Origin of the sequence: Pseudoalteromonas sp. MMG022 (assembly GCF_021654245.1) — a bacterium.
In the GTDB taxonomy this organism is placed as follows: Bacteria; Pseudomonadota; Gammaproteobacteria; order Enterobacterales; family Alteromonadaceae; genus Pseudoalteromonas; species Pseudoalteromonas amylolytica.
The window spans coordinates 1-22,650 of record NZ_JAKFZQ010000002.1 but is presented as its reverse complement, the minus strand read 5'-3'; the positions used below and the strand labels follow the sequence as shown (position 1 = coordinate 22,650).

Sequence of the window (22,650 nt, the reverse complement as noted above, 5' to 3'; positions counted from 1 at the left end):
AACAAAAGTTCATCTTTGGATGTGAAACCGCAAGAGGTTAATTAATGTGTGACAGTGCTTCTGCAATCGCTTGATACAAAGTGTCTTTTTCAATTGGTTTAGCAACAAAGTTATCCATCCCCACTCGTAGGCACTTGAGGCGATCCTCACTGTATGCGTTGGCAGTAATGGCGATAATATAAGGTTTACCATATATATTCGGCTCCTTTCTTATCTGTTCGGTACATTCATACCCATCCATGTTTGGCATCTGACAATCCATTAAAACAATATCTGCACTGTGCTCTTTTAAAAATGATAGGGCTTCAACCCCATCCATGGTTTTATGTAAAATACACTGGGTGTCTTGCAATGCCTTCTCAAGTACAACCTGATTTACGATATTATCTTCGACTATCAAAACTGATGTATTACTTAAATCAGGCACATGCACTAATGCGTCTGTCTCTAGGGGGAGCTGGGCCACAGCTGCGGGTATTCTCAAAGTAAAGCAACTGCCCTCACCCTTCACGCTGTCAACTTCCAATTTACCCCCCATCAACTCAGCTAAACGCTGTGAGATAGTTAGCCCAAGCCCTGTTCCCCCATAACGACGGGTGGTAGATACATCCAACTGGGTAAACTCATTGAACAATAGCTTTTGCTGGTTGGGTGATATACCAATACCTGTATCTTTAATACTCACTATCAAATGATTATCTTGGTAATCCACCAATAGTGATACAGCTCCCTCCTCTGTAAATTTACCGGCGTTATGAAGTAAATTATTGACGATTTGATTGACTCTTAGAGAGTCGATTAACAAGCATGGCGGCAGCTTGGAAGATAGTTGATACTCGAACATAACCTGCTGTTTTAGCCCTGCTTGCTCAAATAGCGTCGCTATCGTATCAAATAGCTTAAATACATCTGTTGCATGCAAATCAAGAGCTAGTGCACCTGCTTCAATTTTGGAGTAATCTAAAATGTCATTGAGGATCAGCAACAGATTCTGCGCCGAAGTATGAACAATTTCGAGCTGTTTTAATGTTTCCTCGTCGCCTTTTTTCTGCTCAACAAGGATCCCCGTTAGTCCAATAATACCGTTCATAGGTGTGCGGATCTCATGGCTCATATTTGCTAAAAAGCGGCTTTTGGCTTTATTGGCATTGTTTGCAGCGGCAACAGCAGCCAGTAACTCTTCTGTTTTTTCATTAACTTGCTGTTCTAACTCGCGGTTAAAGTTTGTCAGCTTTTTATTAAGTTCTTCATTTTCACTGTTGGCTCGCTGTAACTTTGAAAAGTTCATATTGAGTTTAAAGGCAAGCTGATTAAAGTGTTGTTGCAAAGTAATTACTTCTAAGCAACTGGCGTGCTCGCCTGCGGAGTTACGTAACAAAGAACTGGGTTCAAAGTGATTAATATCTTCACTCAATGCCGCAATAGGCCTTACTAAATAACGAGAAAGCTGACTGACAAATATACTACTTAACACAATAATCACTAATGCTAGTACTAAGGACTTTCCCCATGCTGATGCAGCAGCAAAACGAATATGATGACCTTCTAGTAGTGTTACCACTGTCCAGTTTAAACCCTCAATTTTACTCGCAAAACGGTATAGGACCTTACCTTGAGGGTCGGTATAAGTGGAGTTAGTGTCATCCAACCAAGCGTCTAATACATCTGTCGGCAAAATATCCAATGCTTTGTAAGACGCCAATGAGCTGTATACCACTTGGTTGGTGTTATCTAGTAATATCAAATCACCACTATTTACTAGAATTTTTGGTCTGAACCGAGCGAATGACTCGAAAATCAGAGAAGCTTCAACAATCCCATCAAACTGGCCGTCGTTAAATAAAGGCGCTGAAATCGCAATGATAAGGTCACTGCCAAAGCCACGTCCTGTTAACATAGGAGAGATATATCCATTTGGATAAAATGGAGCCTGTACAAAGTACTCCCTATCTACAACAGACAACGCTTCTTCCATACGGTTATTTTTAAAAACACTGGGATAGAAAGTATCAACCATCCCCTTTGCATTAGCAGAAATAGCTGTGCGTAAATCTGGCTGTAACTCAATTAAGGTTCTAAGTGCTACCTGCTTGTCTAGGCCCTGTTCGACGTTTTGTGCAATGCCCACAACCGCACGCCGATAGCCTTTAAGATAATCACTAAGCTGCACGCTAATGTTTTTCGCTGCACCTTGTAGCTGTTCTTTAACTTCATACTCAATACGACTATTACTATTGTTCGTCAACACGATTGAAGTAATCAGAACCACCAAAACAATGAGAAGACTAATGGTGTAATTGAGAATTGCATTGAGTGGCTGTGCACGCCACAAGTGGCGTATGAAGAAAAAACTGAGTAAATCTACAATCGCCAGATATAACGCCGCATTAATAAAATACTTTGCTAATGCAGTGATAACCACCAAGTTGGGCAAACTTAAAATGTAATAGCCAAAAATGAGTAATATCGGGATCCCGAACACTAACCAAAAACCCAACCCCCGAATGAAAAAAGGCTTTCCCTTTCTCACACACAGCGTTTGCAACCAAATCACTTCGAGCACAAATACCAAAGAAGGCCAACAATGTCCCCAGCGATAGAAGATAAACCCAGCTCCAATGGCGGCGCAAACCAGCGCATAGCGCCAGCCAAATAGCATTAAAGTTAATAAAACAAAAAGTTGACCAAAAAGAAACTCTGAGGAGTCTAAAAAGAAAAACGGCAATAAGTTAGCTAAACCACCTGATATTCCCAGAAGGAGGGTCATTATCAATGGCATATATTTGTGAAGATAATTAGGCACAGAAAATTCCCAGAGCTACTACCCTACTAAAGGTAAAAGAAAACCCACCATTTGCCAACCTATTACGACGTTTTTACTAGTTTATTTGTGGTACTTGGACACATTTGAATAACACAATTGCTCGCTCGCGTAAGGGTCACTTCCTTAGTGATCTGGACATTGATGGCTTTCTATTTGTAGAACGCATTGTTCAACGTTGAACTTGCTTCTAAGTAACTTTTCCACCGTTACTCTACATAACGCGTCATGCTGCTCTATCGTACAGTGATGTTTCAATACAATATGCGCTCCCACAGCCAACTGCCCCTCTAGCTTGCTCACCGTGATATTGTGTACACTTTCAACATGCTCTGCACCCGATATTGCTTTTTCCAATGCAGCTATCTTAGGTAGTTTTTTCTCAGCAAAGAATAAACCTACCACACAACTTCGTATCACCTTGACGCCAGTTACCAGTACAAATACCGAGATCAGTAAACTGGATACAATATCAATTAATTCCCAACCTGTTGCATAAATGAGTACACCTGCAATGAACGTCGATACTGTGGAGAGCAAGTCAAAAAATGAGTGTAAAAACACAGCATATACATTAATGCTGTCTTTTCTTCCTTTGTATAATATCCACGTTGATAGGCCATGAAAAAGGAAGCCAATTGCAGCAATCACAGACATTAAGTATGAGTTAACTTCTAACTGATGCCCTTCAGTGTGGTGAAAAAACCGCTCGGAGCCTTCTATTATGATCAGTACTGAGATAGCTAGGTAGAGTAAACCATTGATTAGTCCGCCGATATATTCTGCTTTTTTATAGCCATCGTTAAACGTCTTAGCCAAATACACCGCGATACTGGACGCAATAACCGCAATAAATAATGAACTGTTGTGCACAAAAAGGTGCCCAGCATCAGCAAGTACAGCTAAAGAGTTAGCATAGTATGCACCAAACAACTGGATAACCATGAATGAGCAAGTGATTGCTAATGCAATCAGCAATCTTCTACGAGAAGCTTGATGAGTTGTGATGTCAGTCATCTACAGGGGGAAAACCTTAAAAATTGATATGCACCGAGGTCGGTAATGATATAAAATAACAATTGTAGCGACTTTTGCATCGCAGCGCATCAAAAACCTAATAGATCACGGCTTTTTCCTTCATTTAGGCTAATACTTAACCACAATTGTCTAATGGCAAAACTCCCACATCACTTTATCCGCAACTTCACGCAACACTTTAATGTCGTCGTCATCGAAATTACGTGGCTCAATGTCGATCAGACACAGTGTTCCTAGTGCACTACCATTATTATGTATCAATGGTGCTCCAGCATAAAACCGTATATACGGTGGGCCAGTTACCAGCGGGTTATCCTTAAAGCGTTCATCCTTAAGCGCATTGGGTACAACAAAGACATCAGGGCCCAAAATAGCGTGACCACAAAATGATACATCTCTAGATGTTTCACATGCCTCAAGCCCAACTTTAGACTTAAACCACTGCCTATCGCTGTCAACCAAGCTAATTAGAGCAACAGGTACACAAAATACATGGGCCACAAACTCAGTTAAACGGTCTAATTGTGGGTCAGGCTCTGAATCCAGCAATCCCAACTCGTTCAGAGTTTGAATTCGCAATGGTTCGGTTTTAGGTTTTTGCGGCTTTTTCATAACGGTGTTTGATAGCAATTTATTAACCTTGTTCTATAGTAGTTTATTAAACTGGCTATGTTCTACTCCTATGCTAAAAAAAATCAAAAAGTTACTTTGCTTTATTGCCTTATTCAGTTGCTTTTTAACACTTGACCACCTTCTAGGTCTTTATGATGAGGCAAAACTTGCTCATATAACCCACACACAAGTTGCTTTTAGTAGTGAACAACAACTACTGGTAGGGCAACTTGTCTTTTCCTTGCAACGAGAGCGAGGAACTAGCTTAATTTTTTATGCACAAAAAGATCTAAACCGTTTTGAAGTACTCAATCAATATAAAAAAGATACCGACCAACGCTTAACACAAGCGACCCACTACTTTAGTGAGCAGAAGGTTACTACACATTTACAAGGTCCTATCACAGCATTAAACAGTGCACCAAAAATGCTGGCAAAGCTAAGAGCTCAAGCACTTAACAAGGAAATCACGGAGCGTGAGCTATTCCAGCGTTATACTAAGCTAATTGATTCACTGCTTAGTACCCAATTGACCATATTGCAAAGTGGTATAAGTGCGACAAAAGACACTAAAAGCAGCGACTTTTCTGGCTATTTGAATTTGCTCTATAGCATAGAATATGCCGGTAAACTAAGAGCTAATGTTGGACGTTATTTACATGCCCCCCATCAAAAAAGTGCAACAAAAATTGCGAATATCTTGTACTTACATGCTAATCACAACCATTTGCTGCAAACAGTCTCTGCCAACGAAAAGCTAAGAAACGCAATTTTGGCGCTCTTAAACACCACCGAAAAAGGTCTCATTGACGGGATAATTGAACGCTTTCAAACAACAGGTAACGCAAAATTAGAGATATCAAACTGGTGGCTCGTTAGTACCGATTATATTAACCAATTGATTGAATTATCAGATTCTATTGCGCAGCAACACGCGCATAGCGCTACCCAAAATAAAGCAAGCTCTCAGCACCGCCTAGTCTTGCTCACATTTGCTATCGCGACGTTAGCGCTGCTCATCACTGTTATTTTGTACAAAGCATGGGGGTTTATGATGAGCCACAAAGATGGTCAAAACCTCCCTTTGAATTACTGGCAGTTGGCACTTATTTTCGTCACTTTTATACTCGTTATTTTAGTGACACATCGTTTTAGCCAACGTATCTTAAACGATGACTTAAATACTCAATTAGCGGGCGAACTTAGAAGCAATGCTATCCACACCTTACAAAGTGCAAAAGAAGTCTGGTACAAGCCTGTTAAAATACGATTAACAGAAGCTCAAGCATATTTGTCTAAAGTATCCGACAATGAGTTGAACAATAATACAACGCTCCAGACCTATATGAGCGCCAATAGCCTAGCCATATATGACCTTAGTAAACAAGCTTGGCTAATCAACGGCAGCGATAGCTTAGATGTTGCTAAGCAGCAAGCAGAATCCAAATTACAGCTCGCCAAACAAGGAAAGATTGTTTCAACTACGGTTTTTCTAAACGACACGCTGAGCGCACATTTTGCAACCACCGCCGTAAGTCAAAACGGCACCCGTCCCTACTTAATATGGTATTCACAAAGCGATTTTACGTCGCTCAAAACACTTTTAAAGTCACCTTTTCTGTCATCAGACTCGACCACATTTTATTTTGACAAACACCATATTGTTACTAGTTTTCATGAATATGAAAACCTTTGGTTTGAAAAGAACATCTATAACACCCACACCTCGCTCACACAGTTGGGCACGCAAATGCTGCAACCGTATGACAACTTCCTAGGTAAAAGTGTGTTAGGCGTATTTGCCTGGGATAATGAATTAGGTATTGGGATAGGATCAGAGCGAAAAATTTCTGCAATAAATTCGCTGGTAGACAATGTACAGAATGAGTTCACTATACAATTAGTTATGCTCTTATTGCTAAGCAGTGGTGCATTATTTGCCGCTTTTAGAGTACAAAATAGAGCAATTGAAAAACTTAGCCAGTCTGAGCAACAACTAGAGAAAGACAAAATTCAACTCAATATGGCTCAACAGATCGCCAATATGGGTTCTTGGGAATGGCAGCATGGTCAAAGAGACGTATTGATTTCAAATGAACTGGCAAATATGCTCAACCCATCCATAGATGTACAAACATGCTCTTTGAGAAGTTTACTACGCTTCCTAACAGCACATAGCCGTAAGGCCCTGTTCCTAGAGCTTAAAAAACATCATGAACTGCAACCAATCAAGATGCAGCTCACCACCCAAAACCTAATCGACATCACTCATATTGAGCTCGCGGCAAATTGGCAGGTGGTTCACAGCCCCCAAGAAAATAGACGTAGCCACACAACCAAAACCTTAGTTGGAATAGTTAAAAATGTCACCCGTATGGTCAAAGAGCAAAATCATCAACAACGACAGCAAGTAGCACTTAGAGCAGCGAGAGAGGCTGCTTTGAAGAAGATGGACGAGGCTGAGTTACAGCGCAAAGCTCTTGAATCTTCATTGGCGGAAAACAAGAAAACTGAAAAACTGCTACAAGAAACTATCGATAGTATCCCTGCTTTCATTTTGCTCCTTGACTCAAAAGCAAACATTAAGCTTGTTAATCAGTATGGGTTTAAGTCGCAACATACGGATCAGTTTCGCGCGGGGCTATTTTTGAATACACTTTTTCGCGTGGGCGATAGCTGCCTAGATGCTATAAATTCATTACCACTGAAACAAAAACGTCCACTGCTAGATGCAGTCAATGCTGCTCAATATCAAGATAACTATGTCAAAGAGCTAGAATGTGAATACAACGTAGATGGGACCACTCTTTGGTATGAAGTAATCATAACCACACTTGAAACTGATAATGACAAAGCTATTTTGTTGTACCAACACGACATTACACAACGGAAAAAAAATTCCACCCTTTTAGAAGAGGCCAAGGCTAAAGCCGAGTTGGCGAGCGATGCCAAATCTCGTTTTCTTGCAACAATGAGTCATGAAATCCGTACGCCCATGAATGGCGTTGTCGGCATGTTGGACCTGCTGCATCAAAGCCCACTCAGTCAGGAACAAAACCACCTGACATCAGTCGCAAAAAACTCCGCTTTAATGCTGCTTAGAATAATCAATGACATTCTAGACTTTTCTAAGATAGAAGCGGGCAAAATGGCCATTGACAAGGTGGCGTTTAATTGGCGTACCTTAGTCAAAGAAATTGCCGAGTTGCTCTCTCATCAGGTGAAAGAAAAAAACCTACAATTGTACTTTATGTTTGACCCAGAGCTTAGTTATTGGCAGTTAGGAGATCCCATAAGAATTAGACAGATCTTACTCAACCTGATTGGCAATGCGATTAAGTTCACGAAAACAACCTCCAGTAAAATTGGCGTTATCGAAATACAAGTAGGCAGCATAAGTGATAAGCAAAATCAGCTACAGATCAGCGTAAAAGACAACGGTAAAGGCATGACAGGTGAGCAACAAACAAGGTTATTTCAGCCTTTCACACAAGCTGATAGCACTATTCATCAACAATTTGGCGGAACTGGCTTAGGACTGTCAATCACCCAAAAGCTCGTAGCAATGATGCAAGGACATATCAAATGCCAAAGTCAAGAAAACGTCGGCAGCACATTCTCTGTAGAGCTGCCTTACCAAAGTCATGAAGTCAATCAAAGTGCATCGGAAATAGAAATTCGCTTTAACAACACAAAAGTTTACATACTGGGCGATGATGATGTGTTCGAGCAGGACCTGCGTGCCAATCTAATAGCCCATGGAGCTGAATGTCAAATAGACAACTGGGTGAATGTAAACAACAGCAAAATCAACTCACTTGATGTCAACTACATCATAGTGACGTTAGAACGTTATCAGCAAATCGTCACCTCTGACTATCAATTTCAACCTAATCATGACAATACGGTATACATCATTCTTGTTGGCGATAACTTCACCATCCCACTACCAAAAGAAAGCTGTTTTGAACCCATCTTCTACAACCCTTACTATAGTTTTAAAATCATTGAGCAGCTCGCTGTTAGAGAAGGCATTATAAGCCCTGAAGTTAAACTTGAACCTGTCGCGACACTTAACCAGCTTGAACTACCCAGTATTGAGCAAGCACAATTTAACAATCAGCTGATCTTGATAATTGAAGACAATGCTTACAATCAAGAGGTGTTTAGGCGCCAGTTAAGCCTATTGGGATACCAATGCATGATAGCTGAACATGGAGCGATGGCATTGGAGTTTTTGCAGAGTTACTCGTTCGCTTTGATCATTACAGACTGTCATATGCCAGTTATGGACGGCTATACATTTACCAAAGAGTTTCGTCAACTAGAAAAGCAAAACCAGCTAACCAAAGAAACCCCCATCATCGCAGCGACCGCAAACGCACTCAGTGGCGAGCGCAACAAATGCTTAGAAGCTGGCATGAGCGACTACATCTCAAAGCCAATTGAGCTGACAAAGTTAAAGCTAATTATCCATAAGTGGATGCCCTGTGTAGCATCAAGCACAGAGCCTGAGCACATCATAAATCATCATGATGACACCCAACACAACAAGCTTATTGACTTTGGGCAGCTAAGCGAGTTTGTGGGTGACGATAAAAGCACACAGCACCTATTTTTGAAAAGCTTCATGTCTGACTCATCACCACTGATGAAGTTACTCGTTGAACAACAATCTGACATTAGCCAAGTCCAAAGTTTTGCGCATCAGTTAAAATCCTCTGCCAAAGCAGTAGGCGCCGCTAAATTAGCCGAGAGTTATCACAAGCTGGAAGCCGCTGCCAAGGATAAAAGCCAAGACAGAATCGATAGTTTGTTCCCGCAATGTATTTCCCAGTTTGATGCAGTATGTTCTGAAATAACATCTATACTAAATTCTAGCGATTAGCTCCTGTTCTGAAATTAGTTCTTAAGGTTGTTTAATGGATGCCACAAAGACATTCAAAATTATTGCGATAGATGATAATAGCCTGATCCTCACACAGCTACGATTGTTGCTAAAACACAATTACTCCGTAGAGTTTTATGGTTTTACTAATGGCCCTGACGCGCTAGATATGATCGCCAAACATCATGTTGATGTTATTTTTCTGGATCTCAACATGCCAGACATGGATGGTATCGAGGTGCTCAGATACTTGTCGGATCTCAACGTTAAGTCCGCCATTGTTTTGCTCAGTGGTGAAGACAACACCATTATAAAAATGGCAAAAAACCTCGCTCAATTACGCAAGTTAAACGTTATTACGGGGATCGACAAACCCATTACGCAAATACAGATAAAACAACTGATGTCATCGTTATTCGATGAAGGTACACCATCCAATACGGAGTTAAGCACACATACTTTTGATTACGATGCTGTCAGTTTGGCACTCAACAACAAACAAATGTCTCTATATATACAGCCTAAAATGTCATTGCCCGAAGAAAATATCGTGGGAGGGGAGTTCTTAGTACGCTGGAACCACCCAGAGTTTGGTGTACTGACGCCCTATTACTTTATAGATATTGTCGAGCACTCGGATCTCGTACACGATTTTTCAATCTTAGTTGTCGATGAAGCCTTTGCTTTTATAGAAGAGCACTTTGCACAACTTAAGGGGCTAACATTTAACATCAACCTAAGTGTCAAGAACTTAGAAGATATCCATCTGCCAGAACGATTAGCAGAATTAGCCAGCAGCTACAACGTTCCACCACAAATGATCTCTTTTGAAGTAACTGAAAGCCTATTGATTGAAAACCTAGCGGAATCATTAGATGTGTTACTGCGACTCAGGCTTAAGGGGTTCTCACTGTCTATTGATGACTTTGGCACGGGCTACTCTTCGATAAAACAACTCAGCCAAATACCATTTTGTGAATTGAAGCTAGATAGATGCTTTATCCATGGTTGTGCGTTAGATAAAGATAAACAGGCGATCATTGAAGCAACCGTTGCACTTGCTCATAAGTTGCAATTAAAGATTGTTGCAGAGGGAATAGAAAACCCCAATGATCTAGGCTTTTTGAATCACTACAAAATTGATTATGGCCAAGGCTACTTATTTGCACTGCTTTTAAAAAAAGTCAGCTTTTTAAAAACGTTAGAGCAACAAAAACCTTACTCGGTACGCGAAAATTATAATTAACAACTATACTGAGCATATTAAATACTGCATAAAACAAGCTTAGTTAAAAAAGCGATGTTGAAAAAACAATAAGAGCTGACCCTTTTCTTATATTGCTAACTAGGAAGTGAAATTATGGCGCGTAAAGAAGTTGAGCACGTAGAGCGGCACCCCAAAGTTGTATTACTTTGCGATGATGTTGAAGAATTGGGGGGCGTTACTGAGGTTATTTCATCACAAATTACAGCATTTAGAACGCTCAGTAACTACGACAGTATGCAAGAAGTGCTGTTAGAAGCCGCTCCGCTTGTGATTATTATCGCCATGTCGAGTGTTAGTCGCAGTGTTGAACTATACAGTAAACTGGCCAAGCAAGGGGTGTTGGACTACCCCCATGAAAATATTCTGTTATGTGAAAACAAAGAATCAGGTGTTGGTTTTAGGTGCTGTATGAAAAGCATTTTCCGCGATTACTTTATATACAAGCCCATGTATGAAAACTATCGCTTGAGAATGATCTTACACAATGCTCTCATTCGCAGTAAAGAAGCCAGTGAAGTCACTAATATTAGCGAAGAACATTTTGGTCGAATTGATGATGAACTGAAGCAGCTCATCGATGATGCGGCCGAGTATCACAAAACCGCTGAGCAAACGCTCAAAGACGCCAGAGACAATCTAGACCAAACAGAAGGCATCAATGAAGTACAAACGGCGCTTATTCAGGAGCTCAAAAAACAACATATTACCCCTTTGCTGGACAAACTTGAAACACAGCTCTCAGATAGTGTTGCTGAACTTACAAGCAGGCTGAAGAACAAACAAATATCTGTCGCAGAGCTGTCCGCCCTATTAACTGAACGTTCCATTCCCAATACCAGTCACCACGCATCACAACTCAAAGAAGCCAGAGTTGTTACCGCAGTCAAGCAACCAAGCTATGAAGAGAGTTACGAAGACCAATTGGAACCGAGCCCTGCGCCCGAGCCAGAAGTAGAAAGTAGACCTAAAACCTCAAAAATTATGGTGGTTGAAGACAACGAAATTTATCGCGAGATGATCAGTAAAATACTCCGCGATGAGGGACATAATGTGGAAAGTGTAAGTAGTGGTTTAACCGCAATAAAAATGCTTAGAAAACAAAAATATGACCTAATTTTTATGGATTTATTCATGCCAGAATTAGATGGCTATAATACCACCAAAAACATACGCAACATACCAAACTGTAAATCCATCCCAATTATTGCGTTAACGAGTAATAAAAATAAAGATCTGATTAGAAAGTGGGCAAGTTTAGGGCTTGCAGCCTACATAGCAAAACCTTCAACAAAGCAATCCATTTTGAAGGCTGTAGAAAAATGTAACGTACATTCGTAACACAACATACTGTTGGATTGGCAACCGCTATGAAACTAGAGATAACCAAAACCCCTGCGCTGCTCATCGGTGATGACCTTACCATACTGGACCTAAATGATGCCGCGCTAATGCAACTCATGCTGAAAGTTGATGAGGTTAAAAATCAGCCCGTAGAGCAGTGCTTTGGATTTTCAGAAGAACCGACACTGCCATTACTGCACTCGTGGGCCCACACTCGAATTACATTAACCTTAAAAAAGCTTCAAGCTGATGTTGTGGTTCTTCCTCAAGAGCAAAATCGGTTTCTCTTTTTAATTATCAATACCATCCCACTAGATGCCTACGAACAAATAGCACCTGCTGAACAAGTGATTGGCAGCTGGATGTATAATGCCAATGAGCATACGTTTCAGCTTTCAAATACCTGCGCAGCATTACTGGCATTGACCGAAAAAACCGCAGTACCTTTAGATACGCTCGTTCAGTCTATCGACATGAGCGACCGAGAGTCTCTGTTAAACACCTTTAGCAAAGCAGACAAAGATAAAGAGCCTTTTCATCTTTCTTTAAAAACTGCACATACCCTAGACTCCACTCCCCTGCAACTGATTTGCCAAGGCACACAAGACGAAACCGACAAAGTGATCTTAAAAGGCTTGTTGAAAAGAGATATTTACTCTCAAGTAATCCATTGCAAACTTCATGAGCAAAATGAAAGCCGTAAACGGGCCCTTGAAGGAGGAAGAATTGGTACATGGAGTGCCACTCAAGTGGGAACACAGTGGTTTGTGCGGTGGGATGAACAAACGTGTAAACTGTTACATGAACCTCTTGATCAAAATTATGGCGATCTCGATAAGTGGATCAGCTTCATTCATTCTAAGGACGCAGAAGAGATAAAAAATGCGATTGAGCATTCTCTTAAAAGCCAAGAAAACTTTGAAAAAGAATATCGCTGTGTTTTAAATGATGGTAGTGCTTTGTATATTTACGCCAAAGGGGTGGTAAGTTATAACCAGCAAACTCAGACTAAGTGCCTCGATGGGGTAATCATCGACCATACATCCATCTACGAAGCCCGTATGAGATTGGAGGAGTCCAATCTACTATTAGAAGCCAAGGTAAAATCTCGTACCGAAGAGCTTAATCAAGCTGTTAAACATGCCGAAATGGCAAGCCAATCTAAGTCAGAGTTTTTATCTATGATGAGCCATGAACTGCGTACTCCCATGAACGCTATCATTGGTGCGCTTGACTTGTTAACCCATCAGGATAATAGCTTCGAGGAACAAGAGCTACTCGACACCGCAGCCATTGCTGCCAACAATCTCGTTTCGATTCTCAATGACATTTTAGATATCAACAAAATTGAAGCTGGCAAGCTTGAACTAGATTGCTATGACTTTGATGTCTCAGACATGCTCAACAACATTGTTGTAATATTTGGCCCCATCGCACAACAAAAAGGTGTAGAGCTCAGCTTGTTCGAATCAGTTGACATCCCTTTGCAACTTAATGGTGATGAAAACCGCATTCGACAGGTACTATTTAATCTGGTGAGCAATGCAATTAAGTTCTGTGGTAATAGCACAGATCAACCTGGGCATGTAATAATTGATGTTACCTGTGCACAGGTAAACCGTCTTGTCAACAAGCTCACACTCTCTGTGAAAGATGATGGAATTGGCATTGACGATGACACCTTGAAGCGACTTTTTACTCCTTTTACTCAAGCAGACAAAAGTACCACTAGACGTTTTGGTGGCACTGGCCTTGGTCTAGCTATCTGCGGCAGATTAATAGAGCTGATGGGTGGTGAGATCATCGTAAAAAGTGAGCTAGGTAAGGGTAGCGAGTTTATCGTTAGCATTCCAATTTGGAACTTTAAGCCGAGAAACCATGAAGCCATCTTCTCTTGCGCCAACCTATATCATCATATTAAAAATGAAAGCAAAGTGGAGTATTTAACCCAAAAACTGCAAATGTACATCGAAGACATTCAACAGAATCCACTTGAGCAGACCACAAACACCAACGGCAACGATGATGAGCTAAGTATCGTGGTCATTACAGACAGAGATGACATTCATGCCATAGACACGAATTCTTTGCCCCCAGCTGGCAGGTTGCTCATCCTTTATACCCTAAACATGTTTGAGCAATTAAAGGGGCGGTTTAGTGATGTTTTAATGCTTGATTTAAACACCTTAACGTTTTTTACGCTACATAAGTACTTACTAAGATTGAAAAATATAGATAGCAAAACTTGCCAACAACTCAACGAAGATGATTTTGAAATCGATTTAGGCCTAGAGCTAGGCCTTGATTCAAAAAGTAGTATTCAACCAGAGTCACCCGCAAAGCCAGATATGCTACCAATCCTCATAGTTGAAGATAATGAGTTTAATCAAAAGCTTATGGTTAAGCAGTTATCTCGTTTAGGTTATCAATGTGAGCTGGCTTCTGATGGAATGCAGGGCCTTAAAATGTGGCAAAAAGGCAATTATGCGCTTGTTCTAACGGATTGCCACATGCCTAGAATGGACGGGTTTGAGTTGACCAGACAGATACGAGCTGGCGAAAATCAAAATGTCCAAGACCCAATTCCAATTATTGCCGTCACTGGCGCCGCGATGAAAGGCGATCAAGACTTTTGCTTATCTGTTGGCATGTCTGATTTTATCAGCAAACCTGTCACACTTGAAAAATTTAAAAATACAATTGAGAAATGGTATGGACGTTAGTAACTTAGATAATTTGCAAGTACTTAATGAACAAGTAATGTTGGAGCTTTTAGGCGATGATACCACCGAAATTAACAGTTTTCGTCAACAGTTTTTACAACAAGCCAAAAGTAGCTTGCAAAAAATTGCAGCTTTATATCGTGAACAACAATTCAAGCAGATAAAAGATGAAGCCCATTATTTAAAAACCTCAGCCAAGGCCATCGGAGCTGAGCGATGTGCCTATTATTTACAACAAATTGAAGATGCTTCATTGGCGCTGGACAAAGTGCAATGCAAGCAACACATTCAAACACTAAGCGAAGAAATTAAAGGTGTTTTCAGGGCCTGTTCCAGCCAAACTTGAGTAATTTATACATGTCGTAACATATTACTTCCCTACCCTAGCTACCAAGTCAAAGTTCGCAAACATTATCAATCGCCCCTAGGTTACAGTGTTCCCAGTTGCCCCATAAACGAACAACGTTTTTGGTAGTATACTGCCCTTAACATTTATCAATGAGTATGGCCAAAGGATCTAAATATGACGCTCAAAAACACGACGAAACATATCTACAGACAAAGACTGCTGAAAGTGATCGACTATGTGTATGAGCACCTAAATGCAGATCTGGATGTCAATACACTTGCTGATCTGGCAAATATGTCAGCCTACCACTTTCACAGAATTTACCGTGAGTTTACCGGCGAGACAATCAATACCACGGTCAGAAGAATGCGTTTGTTTAAGGCGGCAGCATTGTTACTGCACAGTCAATTAAGTCAAGCTGATATTGCTAAACAAGTGAGCTATGCCAGTGTAGAAGCGTTTAATCGCGCGTTTACTAAGCATTATGGTGAAACACCTAATCACTATAGAAAGCACCGAACTTGCCAGCAGCTTGAACATGCTGTGTTTTACCCCTCGCATATAAAGGAGTACACAACCATGTATACCGTTAACCAAATTGAAAACGAAGCCTTAACACTTATCGCTTTGCCTCACCAAGGCGACTACATGCAAATCGGACAAGCATTTGAAAAACTGTTTATGTTGGCAGGAAGCGCGGGGCTGGTGAACGAACACACCCGCTCATTTGGTATTTACTATGATGACCCAAAATCAGTCGCTAAAGAGGACTTGCGCGCTATGGCATGTTTAAGCGTCAATAGTAAAGACATCCCACTGCCTGACCCAGATATCCAGTTCATTGAACTACCAAAGGGTAAAACTGTCAGCTTGCTGTTCAAAGGTGACTATACCGAGTTAGATAAGCCATATGACTGGTTATTTGGACATTGGTTGCCAAACAATCAGGTCGAGCTTGCTGACTTTCCACCATTTGAGGAGTATTTAAATGATGTCAAAGAGACCCCACCATCTGAACTACTCACTCGCATCAACTGCTTAATCAAGTAGTCTAGTAACGACAGCTGCACCTTAAATGCAGTTGTCGTATTAACTAACTAAGCGCTCTACTAACACGCTTTTTGGCGCGTTTATTACGCCTGCTTAGCCATAGATAGCCACCAGTCAGAGCGAGAATAACCGGCATAAACCCAGCAATACTGTAAATAGTCTTACTGAATAAACCAGCGAAATTACCAAAGTGCAGACGACGGAATGTATCCACTAGCACCACAATGAAACCTTGCTGACAATCAAAACTTAACAGCAGAGCTTAACGAGCCAGAGCTTAACGAGAGCTTAACGAGAGCTTAACGGACAGCCACTTTAAAAAGACATTAAAAAGAACCTTCAAAAAGCTCTCAATGACAAAACATCTGACTTTGTTGCTAGATGCTCCCAAAATCATGACTGATATGGGTAAGTGATTGCTGAAATTACCCGCTTTTTAATCTATTTCTCCCTCTTTAAACGCACGTATCCCTGCCATTTTAATAGCATAAAAGTAAATGAATGAAATAAGCTTTTTGTTAGCTTAGTAACGTTGTGCAATTTGAGATGCTGTGTCTTCGCTTATGTTGTTGTCGCTCGCAATACAAGTCCAGCGCACACTCTTTGCCTACCGCACCATGAAACACCTTCTCAAACTGAGTAGTGAGTTTTAACCAGTTGTCTGTCTTGATATTCAACCGCTCAAGAATCGGTGCTTGGTATTGCTCTATGTAGCCCCGTTTGTCTGTACGAATACACTTTCCTGTCAGTTCAACGAGTTCAAGGTAACTTTTAAGTTCAAAAGGTAGACCTTTGGGCATATGTTTTCTGGGGCTACCTGCAAAGCGTGCAAGTTTTTTTGGGTGTTTACCCTCTTTGGCTTGTGCACAGCGTATTTGAATACTGGTGTGGGCTGACTCGTCTGGTGTCTTTGCCATTTTGGCTCTGATTGGGTTTAAATCAACATACGCCATACAGGTCATCAATGCGGCCTCATCCAGTAACGCTTGGCTTTTAAAGCGCCCTTCCCAGAATCTGCCAGTACAACCATCTTCTTTATTTGCTTCACGTGCGATACCTTCGTTCAACACCCGCATAAACCAGCTAATGCTTGACAGTCGGCGTCGGTATTCTTTTATCTCTTTGTCTAAAAAGAATCTTTGACCTTCGTCTAGACGCTCATAGTGCAGATACTTATGACCCAGAATCGAGCCTTTAAACAACTTGTGCCAACGTATGAGTACAGCTCTGTCACTGAGTCTTTGGGCTTTTTTATCATCCACATACAGCACCACATGGGTATGATTGCTCATCACCGCAAACGCACATATATCAATGCAAAAGACCTGAGCTAAAAACAACAACCGTTCTTCTACCCACCCTCTGCGATGCTCATACGACTTACCCGTCAATTTATCTTCACCGCACAAAAATGCACGGCGTAAGAAAACTAAGGACACCCACCCCAGCAGGATAAAACTAAGAGGAGAAAACTAAGGACACCCACCCCAGCATGGGAAAAACTAAGGACACCCGGAAATAAGGAAAAACTAAGGACACCCACCCCAGCATGTACATTGAAATGGGTGTCCATGATTAAGTAATTGGCCGCAGCCCTAGCATTATAACTGTATAAATAAATGGTCGTTTTATGACAAAGTCTCGACAGCTTCAGGCATCACAGTGAACGGCTTTAGTCCAGTGGGCAATTCATGTAAACGGCCCATAAACCAAATGAAGGCCTCGCTTTGACCGCCCAGTTCGCATTCACCATCACAAATACACCGCAGCAGCGCCTGCACATCCCGTTCGGTGAATGCAGCAACAGCATCCGCGCTGTGGCAGTGGATATGGCACATCGGCAAGCGCATCGCGTCCTGCTTGCCTGTTATCACGGTATTCTGAGACACACACAAAGCATGACTACCGCTTGGTGTGCTCACCGTCAGCTGTAGTTCAGGTGCCTTTGCAGAGCGCGCCTTTACCCACTTTTCTATATACGTAGCAAAGCTGCTCCACCCATTGTCAGATACGCAGGCACTGTGTAAATCTCTTGCTTTGTCGGTGGATAAACTAGCAAGCTCTGCTTCTACCTCCTGTACTGATTCTTTTAATGCCACCAGCGTTGCATCCACGTCTTCCTTTGTATGGGCTGCTGAACAGATAAAACGTAATCTGCCACGGCCACTTTCTACGATCGGATAAGTCACGGCGGAGGCCTGAACGCCTTTTTCATACAAACGCTGCACAATCGCATACAGTTTATCTTTATCACCAAAATGGGGCGTGACTATCGGCCCGTCGCCGCTGCCCAGTTCAAAGCCCGCTTCACTGAATTGCACCCGCATATATCGGGCCGTATTCCAAAGCCGCTCACGCAGTGACTCATCCTGACTGAGACGTTGCAGCGCGGCCAACGCTGCGGCGATGTCTGCGGGGCTCACAGAAGCCTGAAAAATATAAGCTCTGGCTGAAGCTTTAAGCAAGTCAACGTACTCAGTGCTCGCGGCAACAACGCCGCCTAGGCTGCCGAGTGATTTGCTCAGCGTGGTCATAATAAAGTCAACCTCGTCGCTTACCCCCTGTTCAGCGCAGATCCCAGCCCCGTGCTCACCATAAAACCCGAAGGAGTGTGCTTCATCAACCAGAACCAGTGCTTGATAACGCTTAGCAGTACGAACAATTTTTGCCACAGGCGCCGCGCCTTCACCCATGCTGTAAACCCCCTCGATAATGACCAACACAGTTCGATAGGGGGAACTTTCGCTCTCAAGCACAGTAGCGAGATCATCGACATCGTTGTGCTTAAAGGTGCGTACTTTGGCACCACATAAGCGGGCACCATCAACAATCGAGGCATGGCACAGCTGATCGATCACCACCACATCGTTTTCACCCAGTAACCCCGCAACCGCACCGACGTTGGCGGTATAGCCGGTGGGGAACAAGCAAGCAGCGGGCTTGCCCACCACCGTGGCAAATTGTTGTTCAAACGCCAGATGCAGATCGGTTAACCCAGATGCGGCTGCAGAGGTGCCCATGCCGGTGCCAAATTCAGAGACGGCTTCACGCGCAGCTGCAACCACAGCGGGATCTCGGTTCAAACCAAGATATAAGTTAGTGGTCCAAATAATCGCCTCTTTCGCGTCATTGTGATAAGCATCTGCCACCGTACCGCGCGTGCCACTGCCGTCGCGCAGGACTTTGCTGTAGGGATTGGCTCGACGCTTGCTAACCATCTGAGTCGCACAGCGCACCAGCTTACTTTTATCTGCGGCCGACCAGCTTGGGGCTTTGGCCAGCGCAAAGGTCGGATGGCTGGCTCGCAACTGGTTTTGCAGCTCTCCTAGAGTATCGCGTAACGGCTCAGCAGACATTAGGGATGACGTACTCCCACGCACCCCCTGCAGATACGCCGCCAGACGTTGGGGCGTATTAAATTGATAAATTATCTGCATGGAGCAGTTCAATTCAAGCACCTTACTCAGGCGATTACTCAGTTCCAGCGTAGTTAATGAATCCAGTCCCGCCTGCTCAAAGGTTTGCACATTCGCAGCCTCTGTTACGTGACCCAACAAGTTACTCAGTTCATCACAGATAAGTTCAACAAGTGCTGGCTCCGAGCCTGTTACCTTACTAGCTCTAAGTTGTTGCGGCCGTGTAGGTGCACAGGGAAGGCTGTTGCGATCCAGCTTGCCGTTAGGTAGATAAGGCAATGAATCAAGAAAACATACACTGTGAGGGACCATATGATTTGGCAAATAACGGGCCACGAAGGATAGAATCACATCTGGGCTCAAGGTTTCTTCTTGCTGGCAAACAACACAGGCTTGTAATCTGGCCTGCGCACAAGTGCCCTGCAACACGTTCACAGCTGCCGCCGCAACACCCGGTATTTTACTCAGCACTGCTTCAATTTCTTCTAGTTCAATACGAAAGCCACGGATTTTTACCTGTTGATCAACACGGGAGATAAAACACAGTTCCCTCTTATCGCTCCACCGACATAGGTCGCCGGTTTTATATAAGCGCGACTGCGCAATACCACTAATAGGTGTAGGCATCACAAAACGCGCATCTGTACGGGGTGTATCAAACAAATAACCCGCAGCTAGCTTGTCTCCTGCAAGATACAGCTCACCCACTTCGCCAGCTGATACCGGCTGTAAGGCTTCATCAAGCAGGTAAGCGCAAGTATTCGCAACAGGTCGACCAATAGTGATTTCCTCCGCATCAGCACCCACCTCCACAGCCGTCGAAAACACCGTGTCCTCGGTCGGACCATAGACATTGACTACGCGCAGGTCCTCCTGCTGGCTAAATACTTGTTTTACCAGTGCAAGACTGAGTACTTCACCACCGAAGACCAGACAACGCAGCGTTTTTGGTAAGGTATAGCCACTGAGCAATGCCCGCATGGCCGAGGGCACAGCGACGCAAGTCCGAACACGTGCTAGGTGCGGTAGATCAGGTAATGCCAGAATATTTTTTGCTAGAAGCACCGTACCACCGAGTAATAAAGTACCGATGATCTCCATCACTGATGGGTCAAAACACACCGACGTGGCAGCCAGCACCCCGCTCAGCTCTTCTTCACAGAGCAGCGCGTCCATGGCAGTGCACATGGCAAGCACATTAGCGTGTGTTATTGCTACACCTTTAGGCTCGCCGCTCGAGCCTGAGGTGTAAATTACATAGGCCAGTGCTTGTGGATCACATTCAGGGTCTGCCAGAGACTGTGGCTCATCGTGCACGTCAGCCAGCAAAATATGTGTACTCACTCTTTGACATAACTCGGCCGACGCACTGCCATCAACAATAACCGCAGCGGCTTTGCTGTGCGCCAGCATATAGTCAATCCGAGCACGCGGATAAGCCGGATCTAGCGGCACATAAGTGCAACCTGCTCTGAGCACACCCAGCAAGGTTGCCACCAACTCCCAGCTGCGTTCCATACACACACCTACAATTGCACCAGGCTCAATGCTACTCTTTGCCAGTGTAGCGGCTATCGCCTCTGCACGGCGCAATAATGACTGATAGCTGATTTCCTGTGTACCATCAATCAAAGCGGTTTTGTTGGGGTGACGCTGTGCCTGAGCGGTAAATGCCATTACCACAGATTCCATATCCTGTGCTTGCCGATGCTGTTTTTGAGGCTCTAAGTGAGAGGGAGTTCGCTTGTTCATACCAATTTCCTTTGTTGTTTTTATTAGCCCTGCTGATGCCATTTGGGGCTCCTAATGTATCTCGCCAAACCTGTACAGATAGCGCCGATAAAAATGATGACAGGCAGAGCGCCCGTCATCATTCACATATTATCAACAAACAGGTTACATTAGTGGGTACAAAGAAGCTAGTCGGACTGTATGTCAGATCAGATGAAGTACTAGGGAGATAAGTAATAAATAACAGCGGTTAGTGTCACTGTCTGCTCGTTTTTAGGCTTGTTGACCCAATCATTCATTCCTTGAAGTTGGAGTTTTAAATGAATTTGAAGAAATTAAAGCTTAGACCAACCACCCCTGCGTTCAAATTGGGATGGGTGTCCACTTAATTCATTTGTTCTAACAACCAATCATTAACCTGCACATCTAGTACCAAATGTACTCGGTCACTGTGTCCTGCGTTTAGCACTGAGTGTGGGTCACTGAGTCGAAGATACCAACATTCTCCTGGGTTAAGCACAACACGTTGTTTGTTTAGACGAAAATCAACTTTCTCATTAGTCACTATGGGAATATGCAAGCGTGCGAGGCCATTTTCCACAGTCAAGTCGTGATCGGTGTGTTCCTTGATGTATGAGCCCGCAGTCAATTTCATCAAACGCGCCGCCATCAGCGGACACCGAAATGCATCAAGTACAGACTGAAAGTAGTCACATGCGGCGATAAATGGCGTGTTTGAAAAGTGCGTACAGGCAGGGTCTGAATAAATCATCATCACAGGATGGGTTGCTGATGCAGGGCCTCTCAGCGGGATCACGCTCCACTCCCCCGTGTAGTTTTGCGTTACAAAGTGAGCGATCCACGCTTCTTGTTGTAACTGGTGTAAGTCATTTTGCAATCGCTGTGGGTCAAAGTGTAGTTTTAGCTTAACGCGATCTAGCATGTGCCAATCCTCTTTATATAAGCTGCATTCAATGCACGACTGATGAGCAAACAATGTACATAAACCTAGCTGTGATGACCAGTGAATACGCTGTGGCTTATCAGTCCCTCATTATTAAACAGTAATTATTAACGTGGACTAATTATTAATACGTGAAATACGTGGACAGCCACTTCAAATAATTGAAATACGTGGACAGCCACTTCAAAAAAATGTTCTCAAAACCCAACAAAGTGACGTGCCAATATTGTCTCGCCTATATTATCAAACTATGTACCTTTAAAAGACTATTTAAAATGTCTCATATGGGCTGCTAGGTATTTATTCCTGCAGTTTGCCCACGACTACCCCTACCCTTTCTTTTTTGCATCTGAGCATATTATTTAGTGAAGTGGACTGAAATACGTGGACAGCCACTTCAAAAAAATGTTCTCAAAACCCAACAAAGTGACGTGCCAATATTTTCTCGCC

The 22,650-nt window shown here is 42.9% G+C and carries 13 protein-coding genes; 6 read left to right on the top strand and 7 right to left on the bottom strand.

Annotated elements, in window-relative coordinates; translation table 11 throughout:
• Nucleotides 1-37: 37 nt before the first annotated feature.
• The 3 genes from L1070_RS01850 to L1070_RS01840 form a co-directional block, all read right to left on the bottom strand.
• Entirely contained in the window at nt 38-2,767 is a 2,730-nt protein-coding gene (locus L1070_RS01850; protein WP_237124255.1) for a hybrid sensor histidine kinase/response regulator, read from the bottom strand.
• A 180-nt stretch (nt 2,768-2,947) separates the two neighbouring features.
• Nucleotides 2,948-3,838 carry a cation diffusion facilitator family transporter gene (locus tag L1070_RS01845; RefSeq protein WP_237124254.1) on the bottom strand — a complete coding sequence of 297 codons (891 nt, stop codon included), beginning with the start codon at nt 3,836-3,838 and terminating at the stop codon, nt 2,948-2,950.
• Between the two features lie 150 nt (nt 3,839-3,988).
• A complete protein-coding gene (locus tag L1070_RS01840) occupies nt 3,989-4,471 on the bottom strand; it encodes a GAF domain-containing protein (protein ID WP_070983081.1) in 483 nt (160 codons plus the stop codon).
• 70 nt (nt 4,472-4,541) lie between these two features.
• On the opposite strand from L1070_RS01840, the gene L1070_RS01835 reads away from it, so the two are divergent.
• The 6 genes from L1070_RS01835 to L1070_RS01805 all read left to right on the top strand — a co-directional run bounded on the left by L1070_RS01835 (nt 4,542) and on the right by L1070_RS01805 (nt 16,089).
• Nucleotides 4,542-9,359, top strand: a complete 4,818-nt coding sequence (locus tag L1070_RS01835) for an ATP-binding protein (RefSeq protein ID WP_237124253.1) — start codon at nt 4,542-4,544, stop codon at nt 9,357-9,359.
• A 34-nt stretch (nt 9,360-9,393) separates the two neighbouring features.
• On the top strand, nt 9,394-10,605 hold the full coding sequence (locus L1070_RS20305) for an EAL domain-containing protein (protein ID WP_275423226.1): 1,212 nt from the start codon (nt 9,394-9,396) through the stop codon (nt 10,603-10,605).
• Nucleotides 10,606-10,719: 114 nt separating this feature from the next.
• Nucleotides 10,720-11,964, top strand: coding sequence for a response regulator (locus tag L1070_RS01820; protein ID WP_070983084.1), 1,245 nt, complete (start codon nt 10,720-10,722; stop codon nt 11,962-11,964).
• Nucleotides 11,965-11,993: 29 nt separating this feature from the next.
• Entirely contained in the window at nt 11,994-14,690 is a 2,697-nt protein-coding gene (locus L1070_RS01815; RefSeq protein WP_237124252.1) for an ATP-binding protein, read from the top strand.
• Nucleotides 14,680-15,036 carry an Hpt domain-containing protein gene (locus tag L1070_RS01810; RefSeq protein ID WP_070983086.1) on the top strand — a complete coding sequence of 119 codons (357 nt, stop codon included), beginning with the start codon at nt 14,680-14,682 and terminating at the stop codon, nt 15,034-15,036. The genes L1070_RS01815 and L1070_RS01810 overlap by 11 nt, the downstream gene beginning before the upstream one ends.
• 177 nt (nt 15,037-15,213) lie before the next feature.
• Nucleotides 15,214-16,089: a GyrI-like domain-containing protein gene (locus tag L1070_RS01805; RefSeq protein ID WP_237124251.1), complete on the top strand. Its 876-nt coding sequence runs from the start codon at nt 15,214-15,216 to the stop codon at nt 16,087-16,089.
• A gap of 43 nt (nt 16,090-16,132) precedes the next feature.
• Here the strand turns inward: L1070_RS01805 and L1070_RS01800 are convergent, their stop codons facing one another.
• From L1070_RS01800 to L1070_RS01785, 4 genes are all read right to left on the bottom strand, one after another.
• Entirely contained in the window at nt 16,133-16,303 is a 171-nt protein-coding gene (locus L1070_RS01800) for a PepSY domain-containing protein (protein WP_237124462.1), read from the bottom strand.
• 304 nt (nt 16,304-16,607) lie between these two features.
• Nucleotides 16,608-17,528: a transposase gene (locus L1070_RS01795; RefSeq protein WP_237124250.1), complete on the bottom strand. Its 921-nt coding sequence runs from the start codon at nt 17,526-17,528 to the stop codon at nt 16,608-16,610.
• 189 nt (nt 17,529-17,717) lie between these two features.
• Nucleotides 17,718-21,257, bottom strand: coding sequence for an amino acid adenylation domain-containing protein (locus L1070_RS01790; RefSeq protein WP_237124249.1), 3,540 nt, complete (start codon nt 21,255-21,257; stop codon nt 17,718-17,720).
• Nucleotides 21,258-21,621: 364 nt separating this feature from the next.
• Entirely contained in the window at nt 21,622-22,179 is a 558-nt protein-coding gene (locus L1070_RS01785; protein WP_237124248.1) for an aspartyl/asparaginyl beta-hydroxylase domain-containing protein, read from the bottom strand.
• Nucleotides 22,180-22,650 lie beyond the last annotated feature (471 nt).

Bases quoted from the DNA above. Each gene is read 5' to 3' on its own strand.
- L1070_RS01850 (WP_237124255.1), bottom strand. From the start codon at position 2,767: ATGACCCTCCTTCTGGGAATATCAGGTGGTTTAGCTAACTTATTGCCG.
- L1070_RS01845 (WP_237124254.1), bottom strand. From the start codon at position 3,838: ATGACTGACATCACAACTCATCAAGCTTCTCGTAGAAGATTGCTGATT.
- L1070_RS01840 (WP_070983081.1), bottom strand. From the start codon at position 4,471: ATGAAAAAGCCGCAAAAACCTAAAACCGAACCATTGCGAATTCAAACT.
- L1070_RS01835 (WP_237124253.1), top strand. From the start codon at position 4,542: ATGCTAAAAAAAATCAAAAAGTTACTTTGCTTTATTGCCTTATTCAGT.
- L1070_RS20305 (WP_275423226.1), top strand. From the start codon at position 9,394: ATGGATGCCACAAAGACATTCAAAATTATTGCGATAGATGATAATAGC.
- L1070_RS01820 (WP_070983084.1), top strand. From the start codon at position 10,720: ATGGCGCGTAAAGAAGTTGAGCACGTAGAGCGGCACCCCAAAGTTGTA.
- L1070_RS01815 (WP_237124252.1), top strand. From the start codon at position 11,994: ATGAAACTAGAGATAACCAAAACCCCTGCGCTGCTCATCGGTGATGAC.
- L1070_RS01810 (WP_070983086.1), top strand. From the start codon at position 14,680: ATGGACGTTAGTAACTTAGATAATTTGCAAGTACTTAATGAACAAGTA.
- L1070_RS01805 (WP_237124251.1), top strand. From the start codon at position 15,214: ATGACGCTCAAAAACACGACGAAACATATCTACAGACAAAGACTGCTG.
- L1070_RS01790 (WP_237124249.1), bottom strand. From the start codon at position 21,257: ATGAACAAGCGAACTCCCTCTCACTTAGAGCCTCAAAAACAGCATCGG.
- L1070_RS01785 (WP_237124248.1), bottom strand. From the start codon at position 22,179: ATGCTAGATCGCGTTAAGCTAAAACTACACTTTGACCCACAGCGATTG.